This is a genomic window from Mesorhizobium sp. ORS 3428 (genome assembly GCF_001854785.1).
Classification (GTDB): domain Bacteria; phylum Pseudomonadota; class Alphaproteobacteria; order Rhizobiales; family Rhizobiaceae; genus Mesorhizobium.
Genome location: NZ_MDFL01000181.1, coordinates 80,593 through 104,497, shown reverse-complemented (window position 1 = coordinate 104,497; position 23,905 = coordinate 80,593). Strand labels below are relative to the sequence as shown.

21 protein-coding genes are annotated in these 23,905 nt (G+C 63.6%); 6 read left to right on the top strand and 15 right to left on the bottom strand.

All coding sequences use genetic code 11. The annotated features are described in order from the left end of the window. Positions 1 to 25: 25 nt before the first annotated feature. Positions 26 to 913 carry a LysR substrate-binding domain-containing protein gene (locus ORS3428_RS29800; RefSeq protein ID WP_071101845.1) on the bottom strand — a complete coding sequence of 296 codons (888 nt, stop codon included), beginning with the start codon at positions 911 to 913 and terminating at the stop codon, positions 26 to 28. A gap of 272 nt (positions 914 to 1,185) precedes the next feature. On the opposite strand from ORS3428_RS29800, the gene ORS3428_RS29795 reads away from it, so the two are divergent. From ORS3428_RS29795 to ORS3428_RS29785, 3 genes are read left to right on the top strand one after another with little or no spacing between them, the layout of a single operon-like run. Then, positions 1,186 to 4,116: a molybdopterin oxidoreductase family protein gene (locus tag ORS3428_RS29795; RefSeq protein ID WP_071101844.1), complete on the top strand. Its 2,931-nt coding sequence runs from the start codon at positions 1,186 to 1,188 to the stop codon at positions 4,114 to 4,116. Beyond that, a complete protein-coding gene (locus tag ORS3428_RS29790; RefSeq protein ID WP_071101843.1) occupies positions 4,113 to 4,847 on the top strand; it encodes a 4Fe-4S dicluster domain-containing protein in 735 nt (244 codons plus the stop codon). The genes ORS3428_RS29795 and ORS3428_RS29790 overlap by 4 nt, the downstream gene beginning before the upstream one ends. A 4-nt stretch (positions 4,848 to 4,851) precedes the next feature. Continuing rightward, on the top strand, positions 4,852 to 5,787 hold the full coding sequence (locus tag ORS3428_RS29785) for a dimethyl sulfoxide reductase anchor subunit family protein (RefSeq protein ID WP_071101842.1): 936 nt from the start codon (positions 4,852 to 4,854) through the stop codon (positions 5,785 to 5,787). A gap of 7 nt (positions 5,788 to 5,794) precedes the next feature. Here the strand turns inward: ORS3428_RS29785 and pdeM are convergent, their stop codons facing one another. From pdeM to ORS3428_RS29760, 5 genes are all read right to left on the bottom strand, one after another. After that, complete coding sequence (gene pdeM, locus ORS3428_RS29780; protein ID WP_071101841.1) at positions 5,795 to 6,511, bottom strand: ligase-associated DNA damage response endonuclease PdeM; 717 nt, start codon at positions 6,509 to 6,511, stop codon at positions 5,795 to 5,797. A gap of 22 nt (positions 6,512 to 6,533) precedes the next feature. After that, positions 6,534 to 9,068 carry a ligase-associated DNA damage response DEXH box helicase gene (locus tag ORS3428_RS29775; RefSeq protein WP_071101840.1) on the bottom strand — a complete coding sequence of 845 codons (2,535 nt, stop codon included), beginning with the start codon at positions 9,066 to 9,068 and terminating at the stop codon, positions 6,534 to 6,536. A gap of 199 nt (positions 9,069 to 9,267) precedes the next feature. Beyond that, on the bottom strand, positions 9,268 to 10,128 hold the full coding sequence (locus ORS3428_RS29770) for a C40 family peptidase (RefSeq protein ID WP_071101839.1): 861 nt from the start codon (positions 10,126 to 10,128) through the stop codon (positions 9,268 to 9,270). Positions 10,129 to 10,216: 88 nt separating this feature from the next. Further along, positions 10,217 to 10,567: a MarR family winged helix-turn-helix transcriptional regulator gene (locus ORS3428_RS29765; protein WP_071101838.1), complete on the bottom strand. Its 351-nt coding sequence runs from the start codon at positions 10,565 to 10,567 to the stop codon at positions 10,217 to 10,219. Positions 10,568 to 10,694: 127 nt separating this feature from the next. Then, complete coding sequence (locus tag ORS3428_RS29760; RefSeq protein ID WP_071101837.1) at positions 10,695 to 12,059, bottom strand: leucyl aminopeptidase family protein; 1,365 nt, start codon at positions 12,057 to 12,059, stop codon at positions 10,695 to 10,697. A 122-nt stretch (positions 12,060 to 12,181) separates the two neighbouring features. Here ORS3428_RS29760 and ORS3428_RS29755 point away from each other — a divergent pair, with 122 nt between their 5' ends. Then, positions 12,182 to 13,009, top strand: a complete 828-nt coding sequence (locus tag ORS3428_RS29755) for a tetratricopeptide repeat protein (protein ID WP_071101836.1) — start codon at positions 12,182 to 12,184, stop codon at positions 13,007 to 13,009. Positions 13,010 to 13,089: 80 nt separating this feature from the next. On the opposite strand, the gene ORS3428_RS29750 is transcribed toward ORS3428_RS29755, so the two are convergent. The 9 genes from ORS3428_RS29750 to ORS3428_RS29710 all read right to left on the bottom strand — a co-directional run bounded on the left by ORS3428_RS29750 (position 13,090) and on the right by ORS3428_RS29710 (position 22,344). Beyond that, the gene (locus ORS3428_RS29750; protein ID WP_071101835.1) at positions 13,090 to 14,103 is read right to left on the bottom strand and encodes a type II secretion system F family protein; all 1,014 of its coding nucleotides are present in this window, start codon (positions 14,101 to 14,103) and stop codon (positions 13,090 to 13,092) included. A 13-nt stretch (positions 14,104 to 14,116) separates the two neighbouring features. Continuing rightward, positions 14,117 to 15,130 (bottom strand): type II secretion system F family protein, encoded by a 1,014-nt coding sequence (locus ORS3428_RS29745; RefSeq protein WP_071101834.1) that lies wholly within the window; start codon positions 15,128 to 15,130, stop codon positions 14,117 to 14,119. Between the two features lie 131 nt (positions 15,131 to 15,261). Then, positions 15,262 to 16,761: a CpaF family protein gene (locus ORS3428_RS29740; protein ID WP_071101833.1), complete on the bottom strand. Its 1,500-nt coding sequence runs from the start codon at positions 16,759 to 16,761 to the stop codon at positions 15,262 to 15,264. Between the two features lie 30 nt (positions 16,762 to 16,791). Then, entirely contained in the window at positions 16,792 to 18,075 is a 1,284-nt protein-coding gene (locus ORS3428_RS29735; protein ID WP_443136890.1) for an AAA family ATPase, read from the bottom strand. Positions 18,076 to 18,098: 23 nt separating this feature from the next. Next, complete coding sequence (locus ORS3428_RS29730) at positions 18,099 to 18,836, bottom strand: CpaD family pilus assembly protein (protein ID WP_071101832.1); 738 nt, start codon at positions 18,834 to 18,836, stop codon at positions 18,099 to 18,101. A gap of 14 nt (positions 18,837 to 18,850) precedes the next feature. Beyond that, complete coding sequence (locus ORS3428_RS29725) at positions 18,851 to 20,380, bottom strand: type II and III secretion system protein family protein (RefSeq protein ID WP_071101831.1); 1,530 nt, start codon at positions 20,378 to 20,380, stop codon at positions 18,851 to 18,853. Beyond that, positions 20,377 to 21,189, bottom strand: coding sequence for a Flp pilus assembly protein CpaB (gene cpaB, locus ORS3428_RS29720; protein ID WP_071101830.1), 813 nt, complete (start codon positions 21,187 to 21,189; stop codon positions 20,377 to 20,379). Before cpaB ends, ORS3428_RS29725 begins: the two co-directional genes overlap by 4 nt. 302 nt (positions 21,190 to 21,491) lie before the next feature. After that, positions 21,492 to 22,010: an A24 family peptidase gene (locus tag ORS3428_RS29715; protein ID WP_071101829.1), complete on the bottom strand. Its 519-nt coding sequence runs from the start codon at positions 22,008 to 22,010 to the stop codon at positions 21,492 to 21,494. Positions 22,011 to 22,167: 157 nt separating this feature from the next. Further along, positions 22,168 to 22,344, bottom strand: coding sequence for a Flp family type IVb pilin (locus ORS3428_RS29710; RefSeq protein WP_071101828.1), 177 nt, complete (start codon positions 22,342 to 22,344; stop codon positions 22,168 to 22,170). A gap of 357 nt (positions 22,345 to 22,701) precedes the next feature. On the opposite strand from ORS3428_RS29710, the gene ORS3428_RS29705 reads away from it, so the two are divergent. Next, entirely contained in the window at positions 22,702 to 23,124 is a 423-nt protein-coding gene (locus ORS3428_RS29705; protein ID WP_071101827.1) for a pilus assembly protein N-terminal domain-containing protein, read from the top strand. A 138-nt stretch (positions 23,125 to 23,262) separates the two neighbouring features. Further along, on the top strand, positions 23,263 to 23,853 hold the full coding sequence (locus ORS3428_RS29700; protein WP_071101826.1) for a TadE/TadG family type IV pilus assembly protein: 591 nt from the start codon (positions 23,263 to 23,265) through the stop codon (positions 23,851 to 23,853). The last annotated feature ends 52 nt before the right edge of the window (positions 23,854 to 23,905 follow it).

Here is a 23,905-nt window from a genome sequence, read left to right as displayed (position 1 = left end):
GAACGCGGTCCAGATCTGGCGCGTTTTAGYTGACCCTCCCGCTGAGATGCGCCTTCAGCGCCATCTGCGCCAGGCTTGCCTGCCGGTCGCGGTGGGTGATCATGGCGAAGTGGCGCTTCGGCAGATCGACCGGCACGGACCTGAGACTCCCCTCCGCCAAGGAGCGCGCCACGACGAGTTCGGAAATGATAGTGGCGCCGGCGCCAGCCTCCACCGCCTGACGCACCGCCTCGTTGCTGGGCAGGACGAGAAAGATCTGYAGTTCCGCCGGCGGGACGCCTTCGCTCCTGGCAAAATCCTCCAAAGCCTCGCGCGTGCCCGACCCGCCTTCCCTGATGATCCAGCGCAGCGCCCTGATGTCGAGATTTCCTGCCGGTGTCAYCGGAAGCTCGGGGTGTGAGCCTGCCACGACCAGCATGGGGCGATCCTCGTYGACGGTAGCGCGCCGCAAGATGTCGGACTCGGTGCGCCCCTCGACCAGACCGAAATCGGCGCGGCCGTCCAGCACATTGGTCTCCACCTGCCTGGTGTTGCCGATGGTGACGCTGAGGCGCACCGCCGGATAGGCTTCGTGGAATGCAGCCAGACGCCGCGGCAGCCAATAGCTGGCGATGGTCTGGCTCGCCGATATCGACAGGCTGCCGGTGACGGTCTGAGAAACATGCTCCAGTACATTGTGGGCGGCGGCGRCACGTTCCAGGACCGCTTTCGCTTCGGGCAGGAAGCGGTGGCCGGTCTGCGCAAGCTCGATATTGCGGCCGACCCGATTGAACAGGCGCACGCCATGCTGGCTTTCGAGCGCGCGGATGGCGGCCGAGGCCGCGGATTGCGAGATGCCGAGCAACTCGGCCGCCTTGGTCATGTGGCCATGCTCGGCGACGGCGACGAATATGCGCAGCTGATCGAGGGTCATGGCTAACTAAGAAGCAAAACCGATCGGAATTACAAGAGCCGGTTGTTAGACAGATCAATTGCTTTGTTCTAAGTTTTTACCGAAAGTTGGAAAAAATTGGCTGCTCCACCGCCAAGGTTGGAAATGATCGGGCGCTTCAAATCAATTTTCGCGCATTGGAGCCGCCGAGTGAAGCGGCGGCTGGCCGGCGAGCGCTACCATCCCGAGCTCCATTACATGCGCGGGCCGGGCCCGAAGACGAGAGCCAAGATGGCGAGCGRCAAGAACGGATCATGAGCCCAGATTCGCCGCGCGGCGCCAATTCCGCACCCTCGCAGCGGCCGCTGGCCGACAGCCAAGCGCCCAACGAGGGCGACGGCGTCGAGACCTCGCCAGTCGTTTCCGACCGCATCGCCAAGACCACCTGTTACATGTGTGCCTGCCGCTGCGGCATCGACGTCCACATCAAGGACGGCAAGGTGCGCTACATTAACGGCAACAAAGACCATCCGGTGAACCGCGGYGTGATCTGCGGCAAGGGCAGCGCCGGCATCATGCAGCATTACAGTCCGGCGCGACTGAGGAAGCCGCTGTTGCGCACGGGTCCGCGCGGCTCCGGAGAGTTCCGCGAGATCGAATGGGACGAAGCGCTMACCATCGCCACCGAACGGCTGTCGGCGGTCCGGCGTGCCGATCCGAAGAAACTCGCCTTCTTCACCGGGCGTGACCARTCGCAGTCGCTGACCGGCTGGTGGGCGARCCAATTCGGCACGCCGAACTTCGCCGCCCATGGCGGCTTCTGCTCGGTCAACATGGCGGCCGGCGGGCTCTACACGATCGGCGGCTCCTTCTGGGAGTTCGGCGAGCCCGACTGGGACAACACAAAATACTTCATGCTGTTCGGCGTGGCCGAGGACCATGATTCCAACCCCATCAAGATCGGGCTCGGCAAGCTCAAGGCGCGCGGTGCCAAGATTGTTTCGATCAACCCGTGCCGCACCGGCTACAACGCCATCGCCGACAACTGGATCGGCATCCGTCCGGGCACGGACGGGCTGTTCGTGCTCGCACTCGTCCATGAACTGCTCAAGGCCGGCCGCGTCGATCTCGACTATCTGCTGCGCTACACCAACGCGGCTGTGCTCGTAATCCAGGAACCGGGTGCGGCCGATGACGGCTTGTTTGTTCGCGACGATATCGACAATGAGCTCGCCTGGGACAGGGTAGCGAAGCAACCCGTGAAGGCCAACGACCCCGAAGCGAAGCCGGTGCTGACAGGCACTTACACGGTGAACGGCCGTCGTTGCGTTCCGGTATTCCAGCTTATCGCCGACCGCTACCTGGACGACAGCTATTCATCCGATGCGGTGGCAAGCCGCTGCGGCGTCGGGGCCGACACGATCCGCCGCATTGCCGCGGAGCTGGCGCATGTCGCCTTCGAGCAGGCGATCGAACTGCCGGTCGCCTGGACCGACTGGGCGGGCCGCCGCCACGAGACCATCAGGGGGCGGCCGGTTTCGATGCATGCCATGCGCGGCATTTCGGCCCACACCAACGGTTTTCATACCTGCCGCGCCATCCATCTGCTGCAGGTGCTGTTGGGAACGGTGGACGTGCCCGGAGGCTTCCGCTTCAAGCCGCCCTATCCGCGCTGCGCACCGCCGGGCCTGAAGCCTGCCGGCAAGAATGTCCGGCCGATGACGCCGCTGGAGGGCATGCCCCTCGGCTTTGTCTGCGGCCCCGGCGATCTGCTTGTCGATGAAGCCGGCCGACCGACCCGCATCGACAAGGCCTATTCCTGGGAGGCGCCTTTGGYCGCGCATGGCCTGATGCACAGCGTCATCCGCAATGCCTGGGCGGGCGATCCTTATCCGATCGACACGCTGATGATGTACATGTCGAACATGGCCTGGAACTCGTCCATGAACACGGTTGAGACCATCGCCATGCTGACCGCCCGGGATTCGTCGGGCGACTACAAGATCCCCTTCATCATCTATTCCGACGCCTATTATTCGGAGACGGTGCCTTACGCCGACCTGGTGCTGCCCGACACCACCTATCTCGAGCGGCATGACTGCATAAGCCTGCTCGACCGGCCGATCAGCCATGCCGACGGACCGGCCGACGCCATCCGCCATCCCGTGGTGCAGCCGGATCGCGATGTGCGGCCATTCCAGTCGGTGCTGATCGAGCTCGGCGCGCGGCTCGGCCTGCCAGGCTTCGTCAACGAAGACGGCTCGGCAAAATATCGCGACTATGCCKATTACATCGTCAACCACGAGCGCACCCCGGGCATCGGCCCGCTCGCCGGCTGGCGTGGCAGGAACGGCGGCTCGATCGGCAAGGGCGAGGCCAATCCGGACCAGCTGCAGCGCTACATCGACAATGGCGGCTTCTGGCGRCACGCCTTTGCTGACGACCAGCGCTACTACAAGATGGGCAACCGCGCCTATCTCGACTTCGCGGTCGAGATGGGCTTCATCGCGAAAGCCGAACGAACCGTCTTCCAACTCTATTCAGAGCCCATGCAGCGCTTTCGGCTCGCCGCACGCGGCCATGGCAAGCTGCAGCCGCCGGAGGCMGAGCGCGGCCGCATCGAGACCTATATGGACCCGCTGCCGTTCTGGTACGCGCCCTTCGATGACGAGACCGTCGACCTGCAAGAATATCCGCTGCACGCGCTGACGCAGCGGCCGATGCACATGTACCATTCCTGGGGCTCGCAGAATGCRTGGCTCAGGCAGATCACCAGCCAGAACCGCCTGTTCGTGCATCGGCAGACGGCCGCCAAGCTCGGCCTTGCCGACGACGACTGGGTGTGGATCGAGAGCATCAACGGCCGTGTGAAGGGGCAGATCAAGCTGATCGACGSCGTGAATCCCGACACGGTCTGGACCTGGAACGCGATCGRCAAAAGGCGCGGCAGTTGGGGACYGAAGGATGATGCGGCGGAATCCAGTCGCGGCTTCCTGCTCAACCACATCATAGGCGACCGGACCGCGGCCGACGCCAACGGCAAACGCTACTCGAACTCCGATCCCGTCACCGGGCAGGCTGCGTGGTTCGACGTCCGCGTGCGCATCGTCAAATGYGCGCGGCAAGAGGCAGGCTTCACCGAGCCGCAGTTCGAACGTTTTGYCCAGCCGCCGAATTTCGAGCCCTCGCCGGATGCGCTTCATTTCGGCGCCGAATTCCGYATCAAGAGGGAAGCCGCCGAATGACCTGCCTTCCCGCCCGGACCGAGAAGAAACTCGGCTTGGTCATCGATCTCGATACCTGCGTCGGCTGCCAGGCCTGCGTCACCACCTGCAAGGAGTGGAACACCGGCGGCCATATGGCACCGCTGACCGACTTCGATCCCTATGGCGGGCATGCCGACGGCGTCTGGTTCAATCGGGTGCACGCATACGAGCACACGACCGAGATGGGCGGCCGCACGGTGAACTTCCCGCGCTCCTGCCTGCATTGCGARCAGCCTGCCTGCGTCACCGTCTGCCCGACCGGAGCTTCCTACAAACGCGCTTCCGACGGCATCGTGCTGGTCGACGAGGATAAATGCATCGGCTGCAAGCTGTGCAGCTGGGCCTGCCCCTATGGCGCGCGCGAGTTCGACACCGATGTCGGCGTGATGAAGAAATGCACGCTCTGTGTCGACCGCATCTACAACGACAATCTGGCAGCGGAGGACCGTGTGCCTGCCTGCGTCGCCGCCTGCCCGACCAGCGCCCGGCATTTCGGCGATCTCGGCGATCCGGACTCGCCGATCTCACAATTGGTGGCGGAGCGCGGCGGCGTCGCGCTGATGCCGGAGCTCGGCTATAAGCCGACCAACAAATACCTGCCGCCGCGTGCCGGCAGCGGGCGGGCCGCGAAGGTGGACGCGCCGGCGCTGGAGCCGATCCGGGCCGAGGGCGGCTTGCTTGGCTGGATCGACCGCATGCTGTCGAACTAGCTCCATGCATCCCGCCTTTTCCGTTCTCTTCTTCACCACAGCCACCGGCGCCGGCTACGGCCTTCTGGCGCTGCTCGGCGTGCTTGGCGGGCTGGGATATATCCGCGCCGATTTCTGGCTTGGCCTCGTCGGCATGACATTGGCGCTCGGCCTGATCGCCGCCGGCCTGTTGTCCTCGACCGGCCATCTCGGCCGGCCCGAGCGGGCCTGGCGCGCCTTCTCGCAATGGCGCAGTTCCTGGCTGTCGCGCGAAGGGGTGGCGTCGGTCGCGACCTTCATTCCGGCCGGGCTGTTTGGCATCGGCTGGGTGCTTCTCGGCAAGAGCGGCGGCTGGGTCGCTGTCGCCGGCCTGCTGGCGGCGGCCGGCGCGGTCACGACAGTCAGCACGACAGGCATGATCTATGCCTCGCTGAAGCCGATCGCCCAATGGCACAGCCGCTATACTTTGCCGGCTTATCTTATCTTCGCAGGCATGACAGGCAGCGTGCTGCTCAACGCCCTGCTGCAGGGTTTCGCCGCAGGTTCGACGGCGGTGCTGACCGGCGCGCTRCTTGCCACGCTTGCCGGCTGGGCCTGGAAGYTCGCGACCTGGCGCTACAATGACCGGCTGAAGCTCACGACCACGGCCAACACGGCRACCGGGCTGGCCGACGGCATCGTGCGCTCGATCGAATGGCCGCACACGGAAGAAAACTACCTGCTCAAGGAAATGGGTTTTCGGATCGCACGCAAGCACAGCGCGAAGCTGCGGCGAATCACGCAGGTGGTGGCCTTCTTTGTGCCGGCTGTCCTRCTGGCGATCGCCTTTGCCTCACCGTGGCCTTTCAAGGCCATTGCGTCGGCGCTCGCAGCGATCTCCCAACTCGCCGGTATGCTGGTCGAGCGCTGGCTGTTCTTCGCCGAGGCCAAGCACACGGTCACGCTCTATTACGGTCGATAAGGTAGTCTCAGCCCGGACGCAGCATCGAGCCGGAAATGGCGAAGATGCGCTCGGCGCCGAGCATATAGGCCATCAGCGTTTCCAGGCGGAACAGGCCGGCATAGGCGCGGTCGAGCACATTGAGCGAGCCGGTATACGCCCCGAAGGCCGKCATGATCATGCGGCCGCCATCGCCGGCGAAGCAGCGCCGCCTGACCGAGCGGCCGCGCTGCACGATGCGCGCGCAAGGGTGGAGATGGCCGGCGATCTCGCCTTCGACCCGCAGCTTCGAGGGCTCGTGACGAAAGAGCAGCGAGCCGATGGCGAGTTCCTTCACCGTCTCGCCCGGCAGGTCGGCGGGCGCCTCGGGATCGTGGTTGCCGGCGACCCAGAACCAGTCGCGGCCGGCCATCATCGCCTCCAGCCGTTCGCGGAAGCTCACATGCATGCGCCCGGCGCCTCCGCCGTCGTGGAAGGAGTCACCAAGGCTGACGACGATCTGCGGCTGATAGTCGGCGATCACAGCCTGCAGCCGCAGCAAGGTGGCGCCTGTGTCATAGGGCGGGATCAGCGCGCCGCGCCTGGCGAAGGACGAGCCTTTTTCCAGATGCAGGTCGGAGACCGCCAGCAGCCGCAGATCGGGGAAGTAGAGCACGCCGCGCCGGTCGCAGACCGCGCGCTCGCCGGCGATGCCGATAAGGTCGGCCTCGGCGATCAGCGTTGCGCGCGACAGCGAAAAATTCATCCCCTCTCCGTTCTCGGTACCGCTATCCGCGACCCATCGCCTCTTCGACCAAGTCGGCGGCTTCCATCAGCAGCGTATCGTTGGCGCCGCCATTGACCGATTCCTTGCCGATCTCCAGCATCACCGGCACCGCCAGCGGCGAGATCTGGTCGAGATGCTTATGCATGATTCGACCGCGCACGCGCGAGAGCATCTCGCCAAGTCTGCTGACATCGAGCAGTCCGGCCGAGGCATCCGTGCGTGTAGCCTGCAGCAGGATGTGGTCCGGTTCATGGCTGCGGAGCACGTCGTAGATCAGGTCGGCCGAGACCGTCACCTGACGGCCGCTCTTTTCCTGGCCGGGGTAGCGCTTCTCGATCAACCCGGCGATGACCGCGCAGGTGCGGAACGTGCGCTTCAACATCCAGCTGTCGTTCAGCCAGGCTTCGAGATCGTCGCCCAGCATGTCCTCGTCGAAGAGCTGGCCGAGCGACGGCTTTCTCGCCTTGAACAAGGCCGCCATGTCGTCCAGCGCCCAGACGGCGAGCGAATAATCGGTGGCGACGAAGCCGAGCGGCCTGGCATGGGCGCGCTCCAGCCTGCGGGTCAGAAGCATGCCCAGCGTCTGGTGCGCCAGCCGGCCTTCGAAGGGATAGGCGACCATGTAATGCCGGTTGCCGCGCGGAAAGGTCTCGACCAGMAGGTCGCCGCGGTTCGGCAGGACCGACTTCTCCTTCTGCAGGCGCAGCCAGTCAGCCACCTGTTCGGGCAAAGCCTGCCAGCGGYCGCTGTCGGCCAGCATGCCGCGCACCTGCTCGGCGAGGTAGGTGGACAGAGGGAATTTGCCGCCGGCATAGGACGGCACGATGATGTTGGCGCCGGCGCCGTTGGAGACAACGCATTCGTTCTCACGGATGCCTTCGAAGCGCAGCACCTTGCCGGCGAACAGGAAGTTGTCGCCCGGCCGCAGCGTTTCGGCGAAATACTCCTCGATCTTTCCGAGCACCGGCCCGCCGCGGCCGGCCATGCCCCGCCCCTGCCGGACGTAGCGGACGTTGAGCTCCGGCATCTCGACGATGGTGCCGACGTTCAGCCGGTATTGCTGCGCGACGCTCGGATGCGAGATACGCCACCGTCCCTCCTTGGTCTGGCGGATGCGGGCATAGCGCTCGTAGTTCTTCAGCGCGTAGCCGCCGGTGGCGACGAAGTCGATGACGCGGTCGAAAGTCTCGCGCTCAAGGGCTGCATAGGGAGCAGCACTGCGCACCTCTTCGAACAGGAGGTCGGAGTCGAACGGGCCGCCGCAGGCAACGCCCAGCACATGCTGCGACAGCACGTCGAGTGCGCCCTTGACCAAGGGAGGCGTGTCCTGCGCGCCCAGATAATTGGCGTCGAGCGCCGCGCGGCATTCGAGCACTTCGAAGCGGTTTGCCGGGATCAGGATCGCCTTCGACGGCTCGTCCATGCGGTGGTTGGCGCGGCCGATGCGCTGCGCCAGGCGGCTGGCCCCCTTCGGCGCGCCGACATGCACGACCAGATCGACATCGCCCCAGTCGATGCCGAGGTCGAGCGTGGAAGTGGCGACGATGGCGCGCAGCGCATTGTCGGCCATCGCCTTCTCGACGCGGCGGCGCTGGCCGACATCGAGCGAGCCGTGGTGCAGCGCGATCGGAAGCGAGTCCTCGTTCGCCCGCCACAGCTCCTGGAACAGCATCTCGGCCTGGCTGCGCGTGTTGACGAAGAGAAGCGTGGTGCGGTGCTTTCTAATCGCCTCGTAGATCTCGGGGATCGCGTAGCGGGCCGAATGGCCGGACCACGGCACGCGCTCGCGCGAGTCGAGGATGGAGATTTCGGGCTTTGCGCCGCCGGCGACCGTGATCAGCCCGGCCATCTCTGGGTTCTTTGAATTTTTGGGCGGATTTTGCGCGACCAGCCAGCGCCTCAGTTCATCCGGCTCGGCCACGGTTGCTGACAGACCTATGGTCTGCAGCCCTGGGACAAAGGCGCGCAGCCGCGCCAGGCCGAGCGCCAAAAGATGCCCGCGCTTCGAAGTGACGAGCGAATGCAGTTCGTCGAGCACGACATAGCGCAGGTCCTCGAASAAGCGCTTCGCGTCATTCGAGGCGATCAGCAAAGCGAGCTGTTCGGGAGTGGTAAGGAGAATGTCGGGCGGCACCAGCTTCTGGCGCTGGCGCTTGTGTGAGGGCGTGTCGCCCGTGCGCGTCTCGATGGTGAGGGGCAGCCCGATTTCCGCGACCGGCTTACCGAGATTGCGCTCGATGTCGACGGCGAGCGCCTTGAGCGGCGAGATGTAGAGCGTGTGGATGCCGCGATGCGCCTCGCCGGGCTTCCGGCGCGGCCGCTTGGCGAGTTCGGTGAGCGAGGGCAGGAAGCCGGCCAGCGTCTTGCCGGCGCCGGTCGGCGCGATCAGCAGCACCGATTGTCCGGCTTGYGCCTTCGCCAGCAGCTCAAGCTGATGGACGCGCGGCGACCATCCTTTTGCGGCGAACCATTTGACGAATGGCTCGGGCAGGAGAACGGCGGCATTCTGTTCGGCAAGGCGCGGCTGCTCTGTCACGCGCCAGAGGTAGCGCGAAGGCGAGCAATCGCCAAGAAAATTCGGAACAAAAGGGGATCAAGACAGCATTTCCTCGCCCCGTTTACGGGGAGAGGATGCCGGCAGGCAGGTGAGGGGCAGCGCCAACGGCAGGAGGTTGGCGCCGCCCCTCATCCGACCTTCGGGCACCTTCTCCCCGTAGAACGGGGAGAAGGAAAGATCACGGCCTCCTGAACCCGGTCGGGCCGCCGTAGAGGTAGCCGATGYGCTGGACAGCCTCCTTCAGCCCCTCGCGCGAGACCAGCATGGTGTGGCCATTGGCGTGGATCATGTCCTTCGCGTCGGTCATGATCGCGACATGGCCCTTCCAGAAGACGAGGTCGCCGCGCTGCAGTCCGGAAAAGTCCGAACCCGGCTCGAGCGGGGTGCCGATCGACGCCGCCTGCATGTCGGAATCGCRCAGCACGTTCTTGCCGGTCATCCGCATCGCCAATTGCACGAGGCCGGAACAATCGATGCCGAAGCCGGAGACGCCGCCCCATAGATAGGGCGTGCCGAGGAAGCTCTCCGCCACCGCGACATAGWCATCCGCGACTTCGGCGAGCGGCCGCAGATGGCGGGCGATCAGCGCCTGGCCCGATGGCAGCAGCGCATAATGGGTACCGCGCGTTTCGGCGGAGCCGGTTACCGCGACCGTCGAGCCCATCGACAACTGCCCGCTCACCGGAAAGCGCAGGTCCGGCCCAGGATAGAGGAAGGTGCGCGGCACGCAAACCATGTGGGTCGGCGCCTGCTYACGCGGGCCCAGAACATTGTCGGCGACATAGCCGACATAGCCGTCGCGCTCGGCCTGCACCCAGGCCCAGCCTTCCGCATCCTCGAAGACCAGCACGTCGTCGCCGAACAGCGCCTGCGTGTTGATGCCGGCATCGGGGCGCGGCGCCTTGCGCAGATCGGCAACGGAGGCCGTGATCCGCGCCGGGCGGCCGGCTACGAAGCGGTCGGCGGCGACCTCTCCTTTGAGCCTGGCATCGGCAAGGTCGGAACGAAAGGCGTGGAGGCGGGCATCCCTGGCAGTCAAGTCGGCAATCCAGTCAAATCGAGAATCTAATTCTTTGTTGGAGCATTACCTTATCCGAAAACCGGTTCCCACATTTCGGGATCATGCTCTAGATGGGCAGTTCCTGCGCCCTGGCGACGATAACATCGCCGAAGCGCTCGACAAAGAGCGCGCCTTCTACCGTGCGCCTGACCAGCACATTGCGCTTGTCGAGCTCGTCGCGGTGGCGCGAGACCAACTTCAGCGCGCCCATCGTGTCGAGCGCRCGGGTGATGACAGGCTTGGTGACGTTGAGCCTGGCGGCCAGCCCGCGCACCGTATGTGGCGGCGGGTCGAGGTAGATGGTGAGCAGGATCGCCGTCTGGCGCATGGTGAGATCAGGCGCGCCTTCGCGCACCTGCGACAGCAATACCTGCTGCCACAGTCGCAAGGCCTGGCTCGGGCGCATCGCGATCGACATGCCGCAAGCATGAACGCAAATTGTTTCGCTTCCGTTTCAGTCCAGAGCGTTTTGCCGGCTTTTCGCCGAGTATTTATTTCTACGCAGTTCCGGACGGAAAACCGCTGCGCACTTTTCCTGGAATTGCTTAGCCGAAGCGCTGCGAGATGACCTGCTCCAGCGCCCGAATGCCCTGCGCCTCGCCGCCGGTAAGTCCGTGCGGGCGGTCGCTCGGGTTCCAGGCGAAGATGTCGAGATGCGCCCAGCTGGGCGTCTTTTCGACGAAGCGCTTGAGGAAGAGAGCCGCGGTGATCGATCCGGCAAAGCCGTCCGTCGTGACATTGTTGATGTCGGCGATCTTGGAGGAGAGCTTTGCATCATAGGGACGCCACAAGGGCATGCGCCACAGCGGATCCTCGACGGCGAGCGAAGCCGCCGCGAGGTCGGCCGCGAGAGCCTCGTCGCCGGTATAGAAGGGCGGCAGGTCGGGCCCAAGCGCCACGCGGGCGGCGCCGGTCAGCGTCGCCATGTCGATCAGCAAGGCCGGCTTCTCCTCGTCGGCAAGCGCCAGCGCGTCGGCCAGGACCAGCCTGCCTTCCGCATCGGTGTTGCCGATCTCGACGGTGATGCCCTTGCGGCTCCGCAGCACGTCGCCCGGCCGGAAGGCGTTGCCGGAGATCGAATTTTCCACCGCCGGGATCAGCACCCGCAGCCGAACCTTCAATCTCGCCGCCATGATCATGGAGGCGAGACCGAGCACATTGGCGCCGCCACCCATGTCCTTCTTCATCAAGAGCATGCCCGACGAGGGCTTGATGTCGAGTCCGCCGGTGTCGAAGCAGACGCCCTTGCCGACCAGCGTCACCTTCGGCGCGTCGCTCGGCCCCCATGTCATGTCGATCAGGCGCGGCGCGCCGGTCGAGGCGCGGCCGACGGCATGGATCATCGGGAAATTCCGTTCCAGGAGGTCGTCGCCCGTGATGACGGACACGTCGGCGCCATGAGTGGCGGCCAATGTCCGCACGGCCTCCTCCAGGTCACCCGGCCCCATGTCGCTGGTCGGCGTGTTGACGAGATCGCGCGCCAGAAAAACGCCCTCGGCGATGCGGCGGACATGTGCGCCATCAACCCCCGGCGGCAGCGCGAAGCGCAATGCCTTGCCGGGCTTCTTGCCGTAGCGGGTAAAGACGTAGCCGCCGAGGATGAGCGACAGCGCCGCAAGATCAGGCGCGGGCAAATCCTGGGCAAAGTACCAGTCGCCTTCGGGCAGCATCCGTGCCAGCGCGCCGACGGCAAGCTGGCTCTCGCCGTCCCCGGTGCCGAACAATGCGCCGGCGATAGCGCCGCCTTCGCCCGGCAGGATCAGCGTGCGGCCCGCCTCGCCGGAAAAGCCGTTCGCTCTTGCCCAGGCGACGGCGGAAGGCGGAAGACCCGTGCCGTCGAGGCCATCCTTTCCCACCAGATAAACTGGCAAGGCGGCTTCCGGCTTCTGGTCAACGAGTTCGACGGGCATTCGATGATCTCCGGGCGGGCACGGCGAGTCGGCTTCTTAACGGTCCGTTAGGGTTAACAGAATATTTCTGCGGGAGGGAAGACGGCCAGCCAACGGCCGCACAGGAATGGAGACCGGGGCCGATGCCGATCAAAGCGCCGAACGTCAAAAGCAAGCGTCTGGTCACAACGGCATTGATGGTGGCGCTGGCTGCCGGCGTGACGGGCTGCGGCAGCACCAGCAAGTTCACGACAGGCTCCATTTCCCGCGCCGACAACAGGCCGCTGGAAACCATGTCGGTTAGCGAATTGCACAGCGCCACGACCAGGCTTGGGGAATCCTATGCCAGGAATCCGAACGACAAGCGCATCGCCATGAATTTTGCAGCGGCGCTGCAGATGGACGGCRACCCCGACCAGTCGCTGGCCGTGATGCGCAAGCTCGCGATCGCCTATCCCAAGGACCGTGACGTGCTCGCCGCCTATGGCAAGGCGCTCGCCGCCAACGGCCAGTTCGAACCTGCGCTCGACGCGGTGCGCCGCGCGCAGACGCCCGAATATCCGGACTGGAGGCTGGTCTCGGCGGAAGCCGCCATTCTCGACCAGATGGGCCAGCGCGACGAAGCGCGGCAAGATTACCGCAAAGCGCTCGATCTCAAGCCGAACGAACCTTCGATCCTCTCCAATCTCGGCATGTCCTATGTGCTGGAGGGGGATCTGCGCACCGCAGAAACCTATATGCGCTCGGCCGCGCAGCAGCCGAACGCCGACAGCCGCGTGCGGCAGAACCTGGCGCTGGTCGTCGGCCTGCAGGGCCGTTTCGACGAAGCCGAGAAGATTGCCGCTCAGGAGCTTTCGCAGGAACAGGCGCAGGCCAACATCGCCTATCTGCGCCAGATGCTTGCCCAGCAGAACGCCTGGAGCCAGCTCAAGGATCAGGATAAGGGCAAGGCGAAGGTCGCGACGAACTGATCGCACGCGACGCTGCATCCACTGATCGAACATAAGGGCCGCGCAGCATCCGCCGCGCGGCCTTTATGATTCAAAGGGGCTTATTCGCTGGAGCTGTGCTGGTCGCCGAAGATGCCGCGCTGGCTGACCTGGATGCCGGCCGGCCCCAGAATGATGGCGAACAGAACCGGAAGGAAGAACAGGATCATCGGCACGGTGAGCTTCGGCGGCAGCGCGGCGGCCTTCTTCTCGGCGGCGTTCATGCGCATGTCGCGGCTTTCCGAGGCCAGCACGCGCAGCGCATGCGCGACCGGCGTGCCGTAGCGCTCGGCCTGAACCAGGGCCTGAGATACCGCCTTCACCGCTTCCAGGCCCGTACGGCTTGCCAGGTTCTCATAGGCCACCTTGCGGTCCTGCAGGTAGGAGAGCTCGRCATTGGTCAGCACGAATTCCTCAGCGAGYGCGACCGATTGCGTGCCGATCTCGTCGGCCACCCTGCGAAGCGCCGCTTCCACCGACATGCCGGATTCGACGCAGATCAGCATCAGGTCGAGCGCGTCCGGCCATGCCAGCTGGATCGACTGTTTGCGCTTGGTCGCACGGTTGTTGACATAAAGGATCGGCGCATAGAAGCCGCCATACGCGACGACAACGCAGACAAACAGCTTGATGAAAGCCGGCTGCTGCGGCAGGCCGCCGAGAACGAAAACGTAGATGGCAGCGAGCGCAAATCCCACGAAAGGCAGGACGAGGCGAAAGAACAGGAAGCGGGTCAGCGGATTCTGCCCGCGAAAGCCCGCGACCTTGAGCTTTTGCAGCGTGCCTTCGTCGGCAAGCGCGCGCCTCAGATCAAGCCGGTCGACGATGTTGCGCATGCCGATCGACTGCTCCTCGCGCAGGCCCCTGCTGCGACGGTCGGACTCGTTGGCAAGACGCGCACGCTGCTTGGCACGCAATTCGTCACGTTCAAGCGCGACCGTTTTCATGCGCGCCTTGAGCTGATTGCCGCCGAGCGCCGGCATGAGCGTGAAGATGGTCGCAAAAACCGCGATACCAACCAGAAGCGCGATCAGGAAGGAAGGGTCGGTGAGCGTCTTGACGACCTGGTCTGTCATTGGATCCGGGTCCCTACACTTCGAAATTCATCATCTTGCGCATCACAACAATGCCGATGGACATCCAGACACCGGAGCAGCCGAGGATCAGGTTGCCGACGCTCGTGGTGAAGAGCGGCATGATGTAGTTCGGGCTAGTAAGATAGACGAGGAAGGCGWCGACGAATGGCAAGGCGCCAATGATGACGGCGGATGCCTTCGCTTCCATCGACAGCRCCTGCACCTTGGCCTTCATCTTCTTGCGGTCGCGCAGCACGCGCGAAAGGTTGCCAAGCGCCTCGGAGAGATTGCCGCCGGCCTGCGACTGGATCTGGATGACGATGCCGAAGAAGCCCGCCTCGGAGCACGGCATGGTCTCGGACATGCGGAGCGTGGCGTCGGGGATCGACATGCCCATCTGCTGGGAATCGACGATGCGGCGGAACTCGGACCGGACGGGCTCGGGCGATTCGTTGGCGATCAGGCGGATCGCATCGTTCAACGGCAGGCCGGACTTGACCGCGCGCACGATGATGTCGAGGGCATTGGGGAATTCCTCGAGGAAGGCTTTCACCCGGCGCGTACGTTGAAACGACACGAACCAGCGTGGCAGGCCGAGGGCYCCGGCCAGGAGCGCGCCGGGCAGGACCATCAGGGGTGCGCCGGCGAGATATGCGAGGATCGTAATCACGACGCCGCAGACCACCGAATAGATGTAGAAGCGCTCGATCGAAACCGTCATGCCGGCCTGGCGAATTTGTACGTTGAGCGGCGGCTTCTTGACGTTGCGGTCGTTGGTTTTCTGCTTTTCGTCGAGCTGCTTGAGCGAATCCTGGAGGGATTTGCGCCGCCTGATCGCTTCCGCGGCCCTGTCGCGGGAAGCCTTCACCAGCGACCGGTYGGTCTCGGCCGTCTTGATGGTCTCGAGCCGCTTTCCGGCCTGTCTTTCGTTGTCGATGCGCCTGAACAGGAAAGCATAGGCCATCGCGCCGGCGCTGAGGCCGGCAAGCACGACGAAAGCCAGAACCGTGGTGTCAATTCCGAACATCGAGCGGGGCCCCTACACCTCCAGATGCACTAGAGCGGTTCAGCTTTTTATGGAATCGCTGACCCGCTCTAAGTATTTGTTTCTACGCAATTCCGGACGGAAAACCGCTACGCACTTTTCCTGGAATTGCTCTAGTCAGCGCGTTTCTCCATGGCCTCGAGCGCGTTGRCGAGACGCTGCTCCTCGCCGTAGTAGCGGGCACGATCCCAAAAATGCGGCCGGCCGATTCCGGTGGAGACGTGCTCTCCGATCAGACGGCCGTTCGCGTCTTCGCCCTTGATGTTGTAGAGGACGATATCCTGGGTGATGATGACGTCGCCTTCCATGCCGATCACCTCGGTAATGTGGGTGATGCGCCGCGAGCCGTCGCGCAGGCGAGCCGCCTGGATGATCACGTCGACCGAGCCGACGACGATCTCGCGCACTGTCTTCTGCGGCAGCGTGTAGCCGCCCATGGCGATCATCGATTCGATACGGTTCAGGCATTCGCGCGGACTGTTGGAGTGGATGGTGCCCATCGAACCGTCATGGCCGGTGTTCATCGCCTGCAGAAGATCGAACACTTCCGGCCCGCGCACCTCGCCGACGATGATCCGCTCCGGCCGCATGCGCAGGCAGTTCTTGACGAGGTCGCGCATGGTCACCTCGCCCTCGCCCTCAAGATTGGGCGGCCTGGTTTCGAGACGGACCACGTGCGGCTGCTGGAGCTGCAGCTCGGCCGAGTCCTCGCAGGTGATGACGCGTTCCTCGCGATCGATGTAGTTGGTCAGGCAGTTGAGCAGCGTCGTCTTGCCCGAGCCGGTACCGCCCGAGATGACGACATTGCAGCGGACGCGGCCGATGATCTTGAGGATCTCCGCGCCTTGCGGCGAGATGGCGCCGAACTTGACCAACTGGTCGAGCGTCAGCTTGTCCTTCTTGAACTTGCGGATGGTGAGCGCCGTGCCGTCGAGCGAGAGCGGCGGCGCGATCACGTTGACGCGCGAGCCGTCGGGCAGGCGCGCGTCGCAGATCGGGCTCGATTCATCGACGCGGCGGCCGACCTGGCTGACGATGCGCTGGCAGATGTTGAGCAGCTGCTGATTGTCGCGAAAGCGGACGCTGGTCTGTTCGACCTTGCCGTTGACCTCGATGTAGACGTTCTTGGAGCCGTTGACCATGATGTCGGCGATGTCGTCGCGCGCGAGCAGCGGCTCCAGCGGCCCATAGCCCAGAACGTCGTTGCAGATGTCCTCGAGCAGTTCCTCCTGCTCGGCGATCGACATCGCGAAGTTCTTGATCGCGATAATGTCGTTGACGATGTCGCGGATTTCCTCGCGCGCGCTCTCGGGATCGAGCTTGGCAAGCTGCGACAGGTCGATCGTGTCGATCAGCGCGGAAAACACCTGGCTCTTGGTGTCGTAATAGGTCTCGCTGCGCTCGCGCTGGACCTTCCTTGGCGGTTCGGGCGCCATCGGCGGCGCCTCGACCGCACGACGGGGCGGCGGCGCGGCGGGAATACCGGGCGTCGGCGCGGCCGGCCGCTCAGGCGCTACCGTCCCGGTGGGGCCGGGCGAAACCGGAGCGGGTGCTGGCGGACGGAATTCGGGAGTTGCCCGGTTGCCGTCGTCGATGCCTCTTCTACCAAACATAATCGACTATCCGATGCCGCTCGATAAGCGTCACTTCTTGCTGCGCGAAAGCTTGCCCAGGATGGAGCCCAGGCCCGCCTTCTTCTTTGCCTTGATTTCGCTGCGCCCGGTCAGCACATGCGCGATTTCGTTGATGGTGGCCACGACCGGGCTCTTGGCGTCCATCTCGCCGARCATGCGGCCGTTGTTGGCCGCATTGMCGAACAGCAGCGGTTCGAAATTGATCACCGCCATGGGCGTGATGCCGAGCGGTTCGGAAAAGTCCGAAGCCCCGATCTCCGGCCGTTTCGGCACCCCTGCCTGGTTGATGACAAGCTTCGGCGGCGGATCGTTGGGACGCAGGCGCTTCAGCATGTCCACCATATTCTTGGTGTTACGCAGGTTGGCGAGCTCCGGCGTGGCGGTGATGACGACCTCATCGGCCTTGATCAGCGTGCTCTTGGTCCATCCGCTCCAGACGTGAGGGACGTCGAGCACAAGCAGGGGCGCGCTGCGCTGCGCCGTTTCGATGACCTGCGAGAACGCGTCCGGATCGAAATCATAGACGCGCTCGAGCGTGGAGGGCGCGGCCAGCAGCGAGAGATGCTCGGCGCATTGCGCAAGCAGGCGGTCGAGATAGACCTCGTCGACGCGCTCGGGTGAAAACACGGCCTCGGCGATGCCTTGCGCCGGGTCCTGGTCGAAGTTGATATTGGCCGTGCCGAAGGCGAGATCGAGGTCGGCGACGACCACTTCGGACTTGAACAATGACGACATCGCCCAGGCGACATTGTGCGCGATCGTCGAGGAGCCGACGCCGCCCTTGGCGCCTATGAAGGCGATGGAGCGACCAATCGGATCGGACTCGGGATCGACAAAGATCGACGAGACAACACTGACGATATCGGTCATCGAGACCGGCGCGATGACATATTCGGAGATGCCGGAGCGGATGAGCTCCCGGTAGAGGCCGACATCGTTGTAGTGGCCGATGACCACCACCTTCGAGGACGGATCGCAATATTCCGCGAGCTGCGTGAGCTGCTCGAGCAGCTGTTTCGGCTCGCTGCGCGATTCAAGCAGGATCAGATTGGGCGTCGGCGCCGACTGGTAGAATTCGATCGCTGTGGCGATGCCGCCCATATGGACCTTGAGATGAGCCTTGGCCATGCGGCGATCCTCGCCGRCGCGCTCGATGGGGTTGGCGACGCCCTCGGTCTCGCAGAAGGCCTGGATCGATATGCGCGGCACCGGGCGCACCGCCTGCATGGCAGCGATGTCCTGCTGCGAGAGATCGCCTGGATCCCCGGACGTGTCGTAGGCAAGATTGCTMATCGTCGTCTCTTTCCTTGCACGCCTCAGTAAGTCACTTCGGAATTGCCGAGGAATTCGTTCGAAATGCCTCTCGCGCGATAAAGGTCRATCACCGCGCCGCGATTTTCGGCGTCGATATCGGCCTGCTTGCGCGGCCCCAGCAGATCGTTGGGATTGGCCATCTGCGCTGCGAGGTTGTTCTGATAGGAGCAGCCGAAATCCGCGTAATGCCTGTTTTCCGAGGTCTGCAGCAGATCCTCCGGCCAGCGCCCGCATCTGTCGCTCTGGGCTCTCACGGCGACAAAGGCGACTCGGACCGGGGCCGAGGCTTCCGGCACCGCCGACTGATAGGAGGTCATCACGATCCGATCGCGCCTGACGCCGGCGGCAACGGCCAGCCGGGCGAAATCGCGCCCCGCCACCAGCGCCGCCACTTCGTTGGCGGCGCCTCTCGGGATCGCGATGGTAAGCGATGGGGCGGCACTCTTGTCGTAACCGTCGAGGAAGCCGAGCAGCGTGTCGCGCTGGGCACCGGTCATGCCGCGATCGCCCGCGCCGACCGGAAGGTCGATCTTCTGGTTCTTCTCGGCAATGACGATCGGATGATTAGTGCGGTAATCGTCCGGAATCGCTCCCACCGTTATGCTATCGCGATGGAAGTTGGCGCAGCCGGTGAGTGACGCCGCAAGGGCGACCGCCAGGATCGGGGCGGAACGGCGGATGCGTCCACGGCCCGATCCCGTCGCTGCGATCGTCATGACCTTCAATGCTGACTTGGACATGTCCGCTTTCCCGCTCACTTGTAAATGAAGCCGACGACGCCGTGGTAACGGCCGGGCGGCCTGTCTGTCTGCATGGTGCCGTAGACGCGGTTGACACGGCCGAGGAACATGCCGGCGCCGTCGCTCGGCGGATTGAAATTGTCATCGGGCTTGGAAAGCTCGTTACGCGCCACCGGCCGCGCCAGATAGGGCGTGATGATGACGACGAGCTCGCTTTCGTTGYGCACGAAGTCGCGGCTGCGGAACAGCGCGCCGAGCACGGGAATCTTGGTCAGTCCGGGCAGTCCGTTGACGRCCTGCCTGACGTCGTCGCGCACGAGGCCTGCGATCATCATCGAACCGCCGGAAGGCAGTTCCACCGTCGTATCGGCCAGGCGCTTGCGCAGCGACAAAGCGTTCATGCCGGGGCTCCTCCCGCCATCGGAAAGCGACACCGATCCCTCGGTTGTCGGCTCGGAGACGGCGGTCCGGACCTTCAGGCTGATGCGGCCGGGTGACAGCACCACCGGCTGGAACTCCAATCCGATGCCGTATTCGATCTTCTCGATTGAATAGGTCTTCAGACCCGTCTGGTTATCGGTGGAGACGTTGGCGGAAACGCTGTTCACCATATTGTATTCGCCGCCGACCTTGAAGGTCGCCTTCTCGCCGGACACAGCGGTGAGCGTAGGCTCCGCCAGCGTCTTCATGACGCCGGCCGATTCCATGGCGTTGATGTAGGCCTGGATCGAGGACGTCTGGACATTGAAGCCCGAATTGGACAGTTGCTTGCCTAGGCCGGTGAAATTGTCACTGATCGCGCCCCAGGAAATGCCGTTGCTGCCGCCGGTGCCGATCATGTTGACGCCAAGCTGCTTCATCACCGAGCGGCTGACTTCAGCGACAGTCACCTTCAGCGTCACCTGATCGTCGCCGATGATCTGCAACAGATTGACGATCTTGGAGACCCGGCGCTCCTGGTCGGGATTGTTGATGTCGACGCCGCCATTGGCCGAGCCGCCGGCAGCGGTCTGCGAATATTGGCCGGTCGTGGCTTCACCGCCCGAGACGAAGATGGTCGCCAGGTCGACGGCGCGCTTGGCATCGAGCGGCGTGTCCACCGTGCCGGTAAGGATCACGTTGTCGTTCAGCAGTTCGACCTTGATCTGCGAGGTCGGAAGGAAGCGCTTGAGATAGTCCTCCAGGCCCGCAACGTCGCGTTCGACCGCCAGGTCGAGGCTGGCGATCTGTTCGCCGTTGGGGCCGAAGACGAAGATGTTGGTCTCGCCGACCGCCTTGCCGAACAGGTAGATGCGGCGCGCCGTGCGCGTAACCGCGTCGGCAACCGCGGGATTGGCGACGAGGATGTCGTATGCGTCGTTCGGGAGGTCGATGACCACCGATTTGTTGAGACCGAGCTTGACGCGCTGCGTGGCAACCGAGGCCGTGACGCCCGCAGCCCTGTTCGCGGCCTTGGCCTCGACGACGCCGGGTGCATTGGTGCCGAGCAGGAACAGGCCGATTGCCGCTGCCGCCATGACGGGCAGTTTACCGTTTAGCCTCATTTCCTTGCTCCCACTTCGGAAACTTCGCCCGACTTGATCAACCGGACCGTGCCGCGCCGCCCGTTGCCGTTCACCAGATAGTCGGCCTCGCCCAAGTTCTTCTCGTTGGTGTCGGTGATCGGACGCAGCGCCAGTGTCAGGCGATCCGCCATCTGTTGCGCAACCGTGATGATCTCCGCTTGCTGCGGCGTCAGCTCCAGCGTCGCGGTCTGGCCGACCCTGGTCTTCTTGCCCTCCTCGTCCTCCTGGATGGTCTGGTCGATAGCCAGGACGCGGATGTTCTTGAGGATGGTCTCGGTACTGAAGCCGCTGCCGCCATTGCCGGTGTCCGAACGCCGGGTCATGATGACGTCGACAAAATCATTGGGCAGGATGAAGCCACCGGCCGACGTATCGGCCGATATCGCTGTCGCGACGGCGCGCATGCCGGACGGCAAGATCGACGACATGAAGCTCTGCCCTTCGCCGACCAGCTTGGAGCGCCRCAGCGGCTCGCCGGTATACATGGCCACGCGGRCAACCGAGCCCTTCAGCTTTTCGACCGCATCGGGCTCGGCGGCGCGGGTGATGAAATTGGCGTTGACGCCGCTGGACGGCCACTGCTCCCAGCTGATGTTGTTGCCGAGCTGGCTGCCCATTGCGACATCGCCTGAAAGCACCAGCACATCCTGGAGCGCAATCGCCGGCTGCTTGGGCGCGTCGGCAATGACCTGAGGCGGCGGCGCGACGACCATGTTCTTTGCGACATAACCTGCGCCACCCGCCGCGGCCACCGCCACGCTCAGAATGATCAATCGGGATGCTGGCATTCGTCCGAACCCTTCGCCTCAAGGCAAAACCACCTCGCCAGGCCGGACTTTGCAGTTGCAATCGTCAAAACAAGGTTAATGCAATGCTTACGATCGTGATTAATTTAAGGTTTACTCAAATTCGACGGAACCGCTTGCCGTTAACGAATAAGGCGGCAAGGCCGCCTTGAGGGAATCCGATTTCGTCGAAGAAACGAGCCAACGCATGTCACCAAAAAGTGCGCAGCGGTCTTTGGGAAAACGACATGCACACATGCAGAACTTAAACGCGTCGCCTTGAATTCGTTTCCGCACGACGCGCTTTAGGCGGTGAGCCTGTCCAGCGCCCAGACCATCAGCGGAGAATCCGGAAAGGTGATGAGCCCTCCGAGCCCAAGCGCGACGCCATAAGGAATGCCTACCTGCTCGTCGGCGAAATGGCGCAGGAAACGGTTGTGGCCGGTATAGGCCGCAAGCGGGGACTTGCGGTAGGCCAGAATGGCAATCGTCAGCAGCCCGCCGATCAATGTCGAGGTGACCAGGTAACCGACGAGGTTGATGTTGAGCCCCATCCATACGGCGGTTGCCGCCAGAAGCTTGGCATCGCCGCCGCCCATGCCGCCGAGCGCGAACAAGCCGAAAGTCACCGCCAGCACCAAGGCGCCGGCCGCGAAATGCCAGCCATAGGTTGCCCAGTCCATTCCGGTCAATGGAGCCACCAGAGCGAACGCCRCCAGGAGCAGCACCGGCACGCGGTTGRCAATCGTCATCGACAAAGTGTCCGAGATCGCCGCGAACAGCATGCAGAAAGGAAAGACGACGAAGATGACAGCTTCAAGCATGGATGCGCTATCCGTGGCAGATTTCCGGCGGCATCCTGAGCGGGCTGTATTAAGGATTGGTGAGGCCCGACACTCAAAAACCGCCGAACGCTGATAAATAAAGAGGGCCGCCATCGGCGGCCCTTCTTTTCCTCTAACAAGAGGATACCTTCGGATATTACTTGTTGGTGCCGTTGACCACAGAGGCAATACTCGAGAATTTGGCGTTCAGGGCGTTGCCCAGCGAGCTGGCGCCGACCATGATGGCGAGTGMGATGAGAGCGGCGATCAGACCGTATTYGATGGCAGTCGCGCCGGATTCGTCCTTCACAAAGCGTGCGATGAGATTAGACATTCGAGAGCTCCTACTCCACGTGTTACAGCACTTCCGTCAACTTCTCTTCGCGGTTGATCGGATGCTGCAAATCTAGGGAGAAGCTCTTTCAATCGGCTTAATAAATACCCTTACCGATTCCTTTCCGGACACGAACCCATTGCGTGGTTAACCGTGGCCTAAACATCGAAAAAGGTAACAGCGGATTGGGAAAGGGGCAGATATCSGCCGTATTCGCAATATTGCTAAAACAGCTCATATTGCCGGTGCAGATCCCCGGGACGGACCAATCCTCATGACAACCACCCGACGTTTAACCGTTGGTTCACCAATCTCGTTCATGTTCCGTTGAACAGTCTGCCGCCCCGGAGCGCATCAATGACCTCGTCGAGATCGCTATTTCCAGTTGCCGCGCTGCTGGCAGTTGCCGCTTTGGTCGTGCCCGCCAGGGCCGGCGCAGGCATCGAGGTCACCATGAACCAGGCAAAGATCGTGAAGTTGTCGCGCGCGGCAGATACGATCGTAGTCGGCAATCCGGCAATCGCCGACGCCTCTGTGCAGGACGCCTCGACGGTTGTTCTCACCGGCAAGGGCTTCGGCGTCACCAATCTGGTCGTGCTCGACTCGGACGGCAGCCCGATCATCGACGAACAGGTGACGGTCGTCCGGCAGGCCGCGTCATCGGTGCGCATCTACAGGCGCTCGGAAGTCCAGACCATGTCCTGCACGCCCTATTGCGAAAGCTCTTACAAGAGCGAAGCCGAGAAAGCTTCCGAAACCGAAATGAACGCCGCCCGCTGAGGCTGACGCCGACAGGCAATCGCGACGTTAATGGCGGGTTAAAGACCGCCCGGCGAATTTAACGCTCATCCAAACCGGRCCTCAATCGGTTTTCACTATGTTGCCGCCGACACTGCAAGGGATGGGCGGGAACGGGACATGAGCGGGGATCCGGCACCCGGGAAAAGCAAGGACAGCGGGGGGCGGGCAAAGCCCCGCCTCGGCTTCTTCAGCGACAAGCGCGGCAGCACCGCGATGGAATTCGCGCTGCTGGCCATTCCATTCGCCCTGCTCGTCTTCGCCATCCTCGAGAGCTGCATCTCATTTGCCGGCCAAGAGGTGATGGCCAACATCACCGATGACGTCGCGCGGCAGTTGCGCACCGGACAGTTGCGCAAGGCAAATGTCACCGAAGCCTCGATCAAGCAGCTGATCTGCAGCAGGCTGGAGATCATGGTCGCCAAGACTTGCCCTGGACTGCTGGTGGACCTTCGGGAATATCCCACCTTCGCGGACGCGGCCGCGGCTGGCTTCAAGATCGTGAATGGCGACATCRTGCTGACGCAAGGCACGAATTCGATGAGTTTCACGGTTTCTCCCGGGCTGGCGGAATCCAAGAACATGCTCAGGGTCTTCTACAAGTGGCCGGTCATGACGGATTTCCTGGCCAAACAGATGGCCAATCTGAAGGACGGCAAGACGCTGCACTTCGCGTCCGTGACCTGGCAGAACGAACCATTCGACAACTAAAGCGGGAAGCAGTTCAGTGAAGGTCGGCGCCCCGCTCTATTTGTTTGTCTCG

Bases quoted from the DNA above. Each gene is read 5' to 3' on its own strand.
- ORS3428_RS29760 (WP_071101837.1), bottom strand. From the start codon at position 12,059: ATGCCCGTCGAACTCGTTGACCAGAAGCCGGAAGCCGCCTTGCCAGTT.
- ORS3428_RS29705 (WP_071101827.1), top strand. From the start codon at position 22,702: ATGACCTCGTCGAGATCGCTATTTCCAGTTGCCGCGCTGCTGGCAGTT.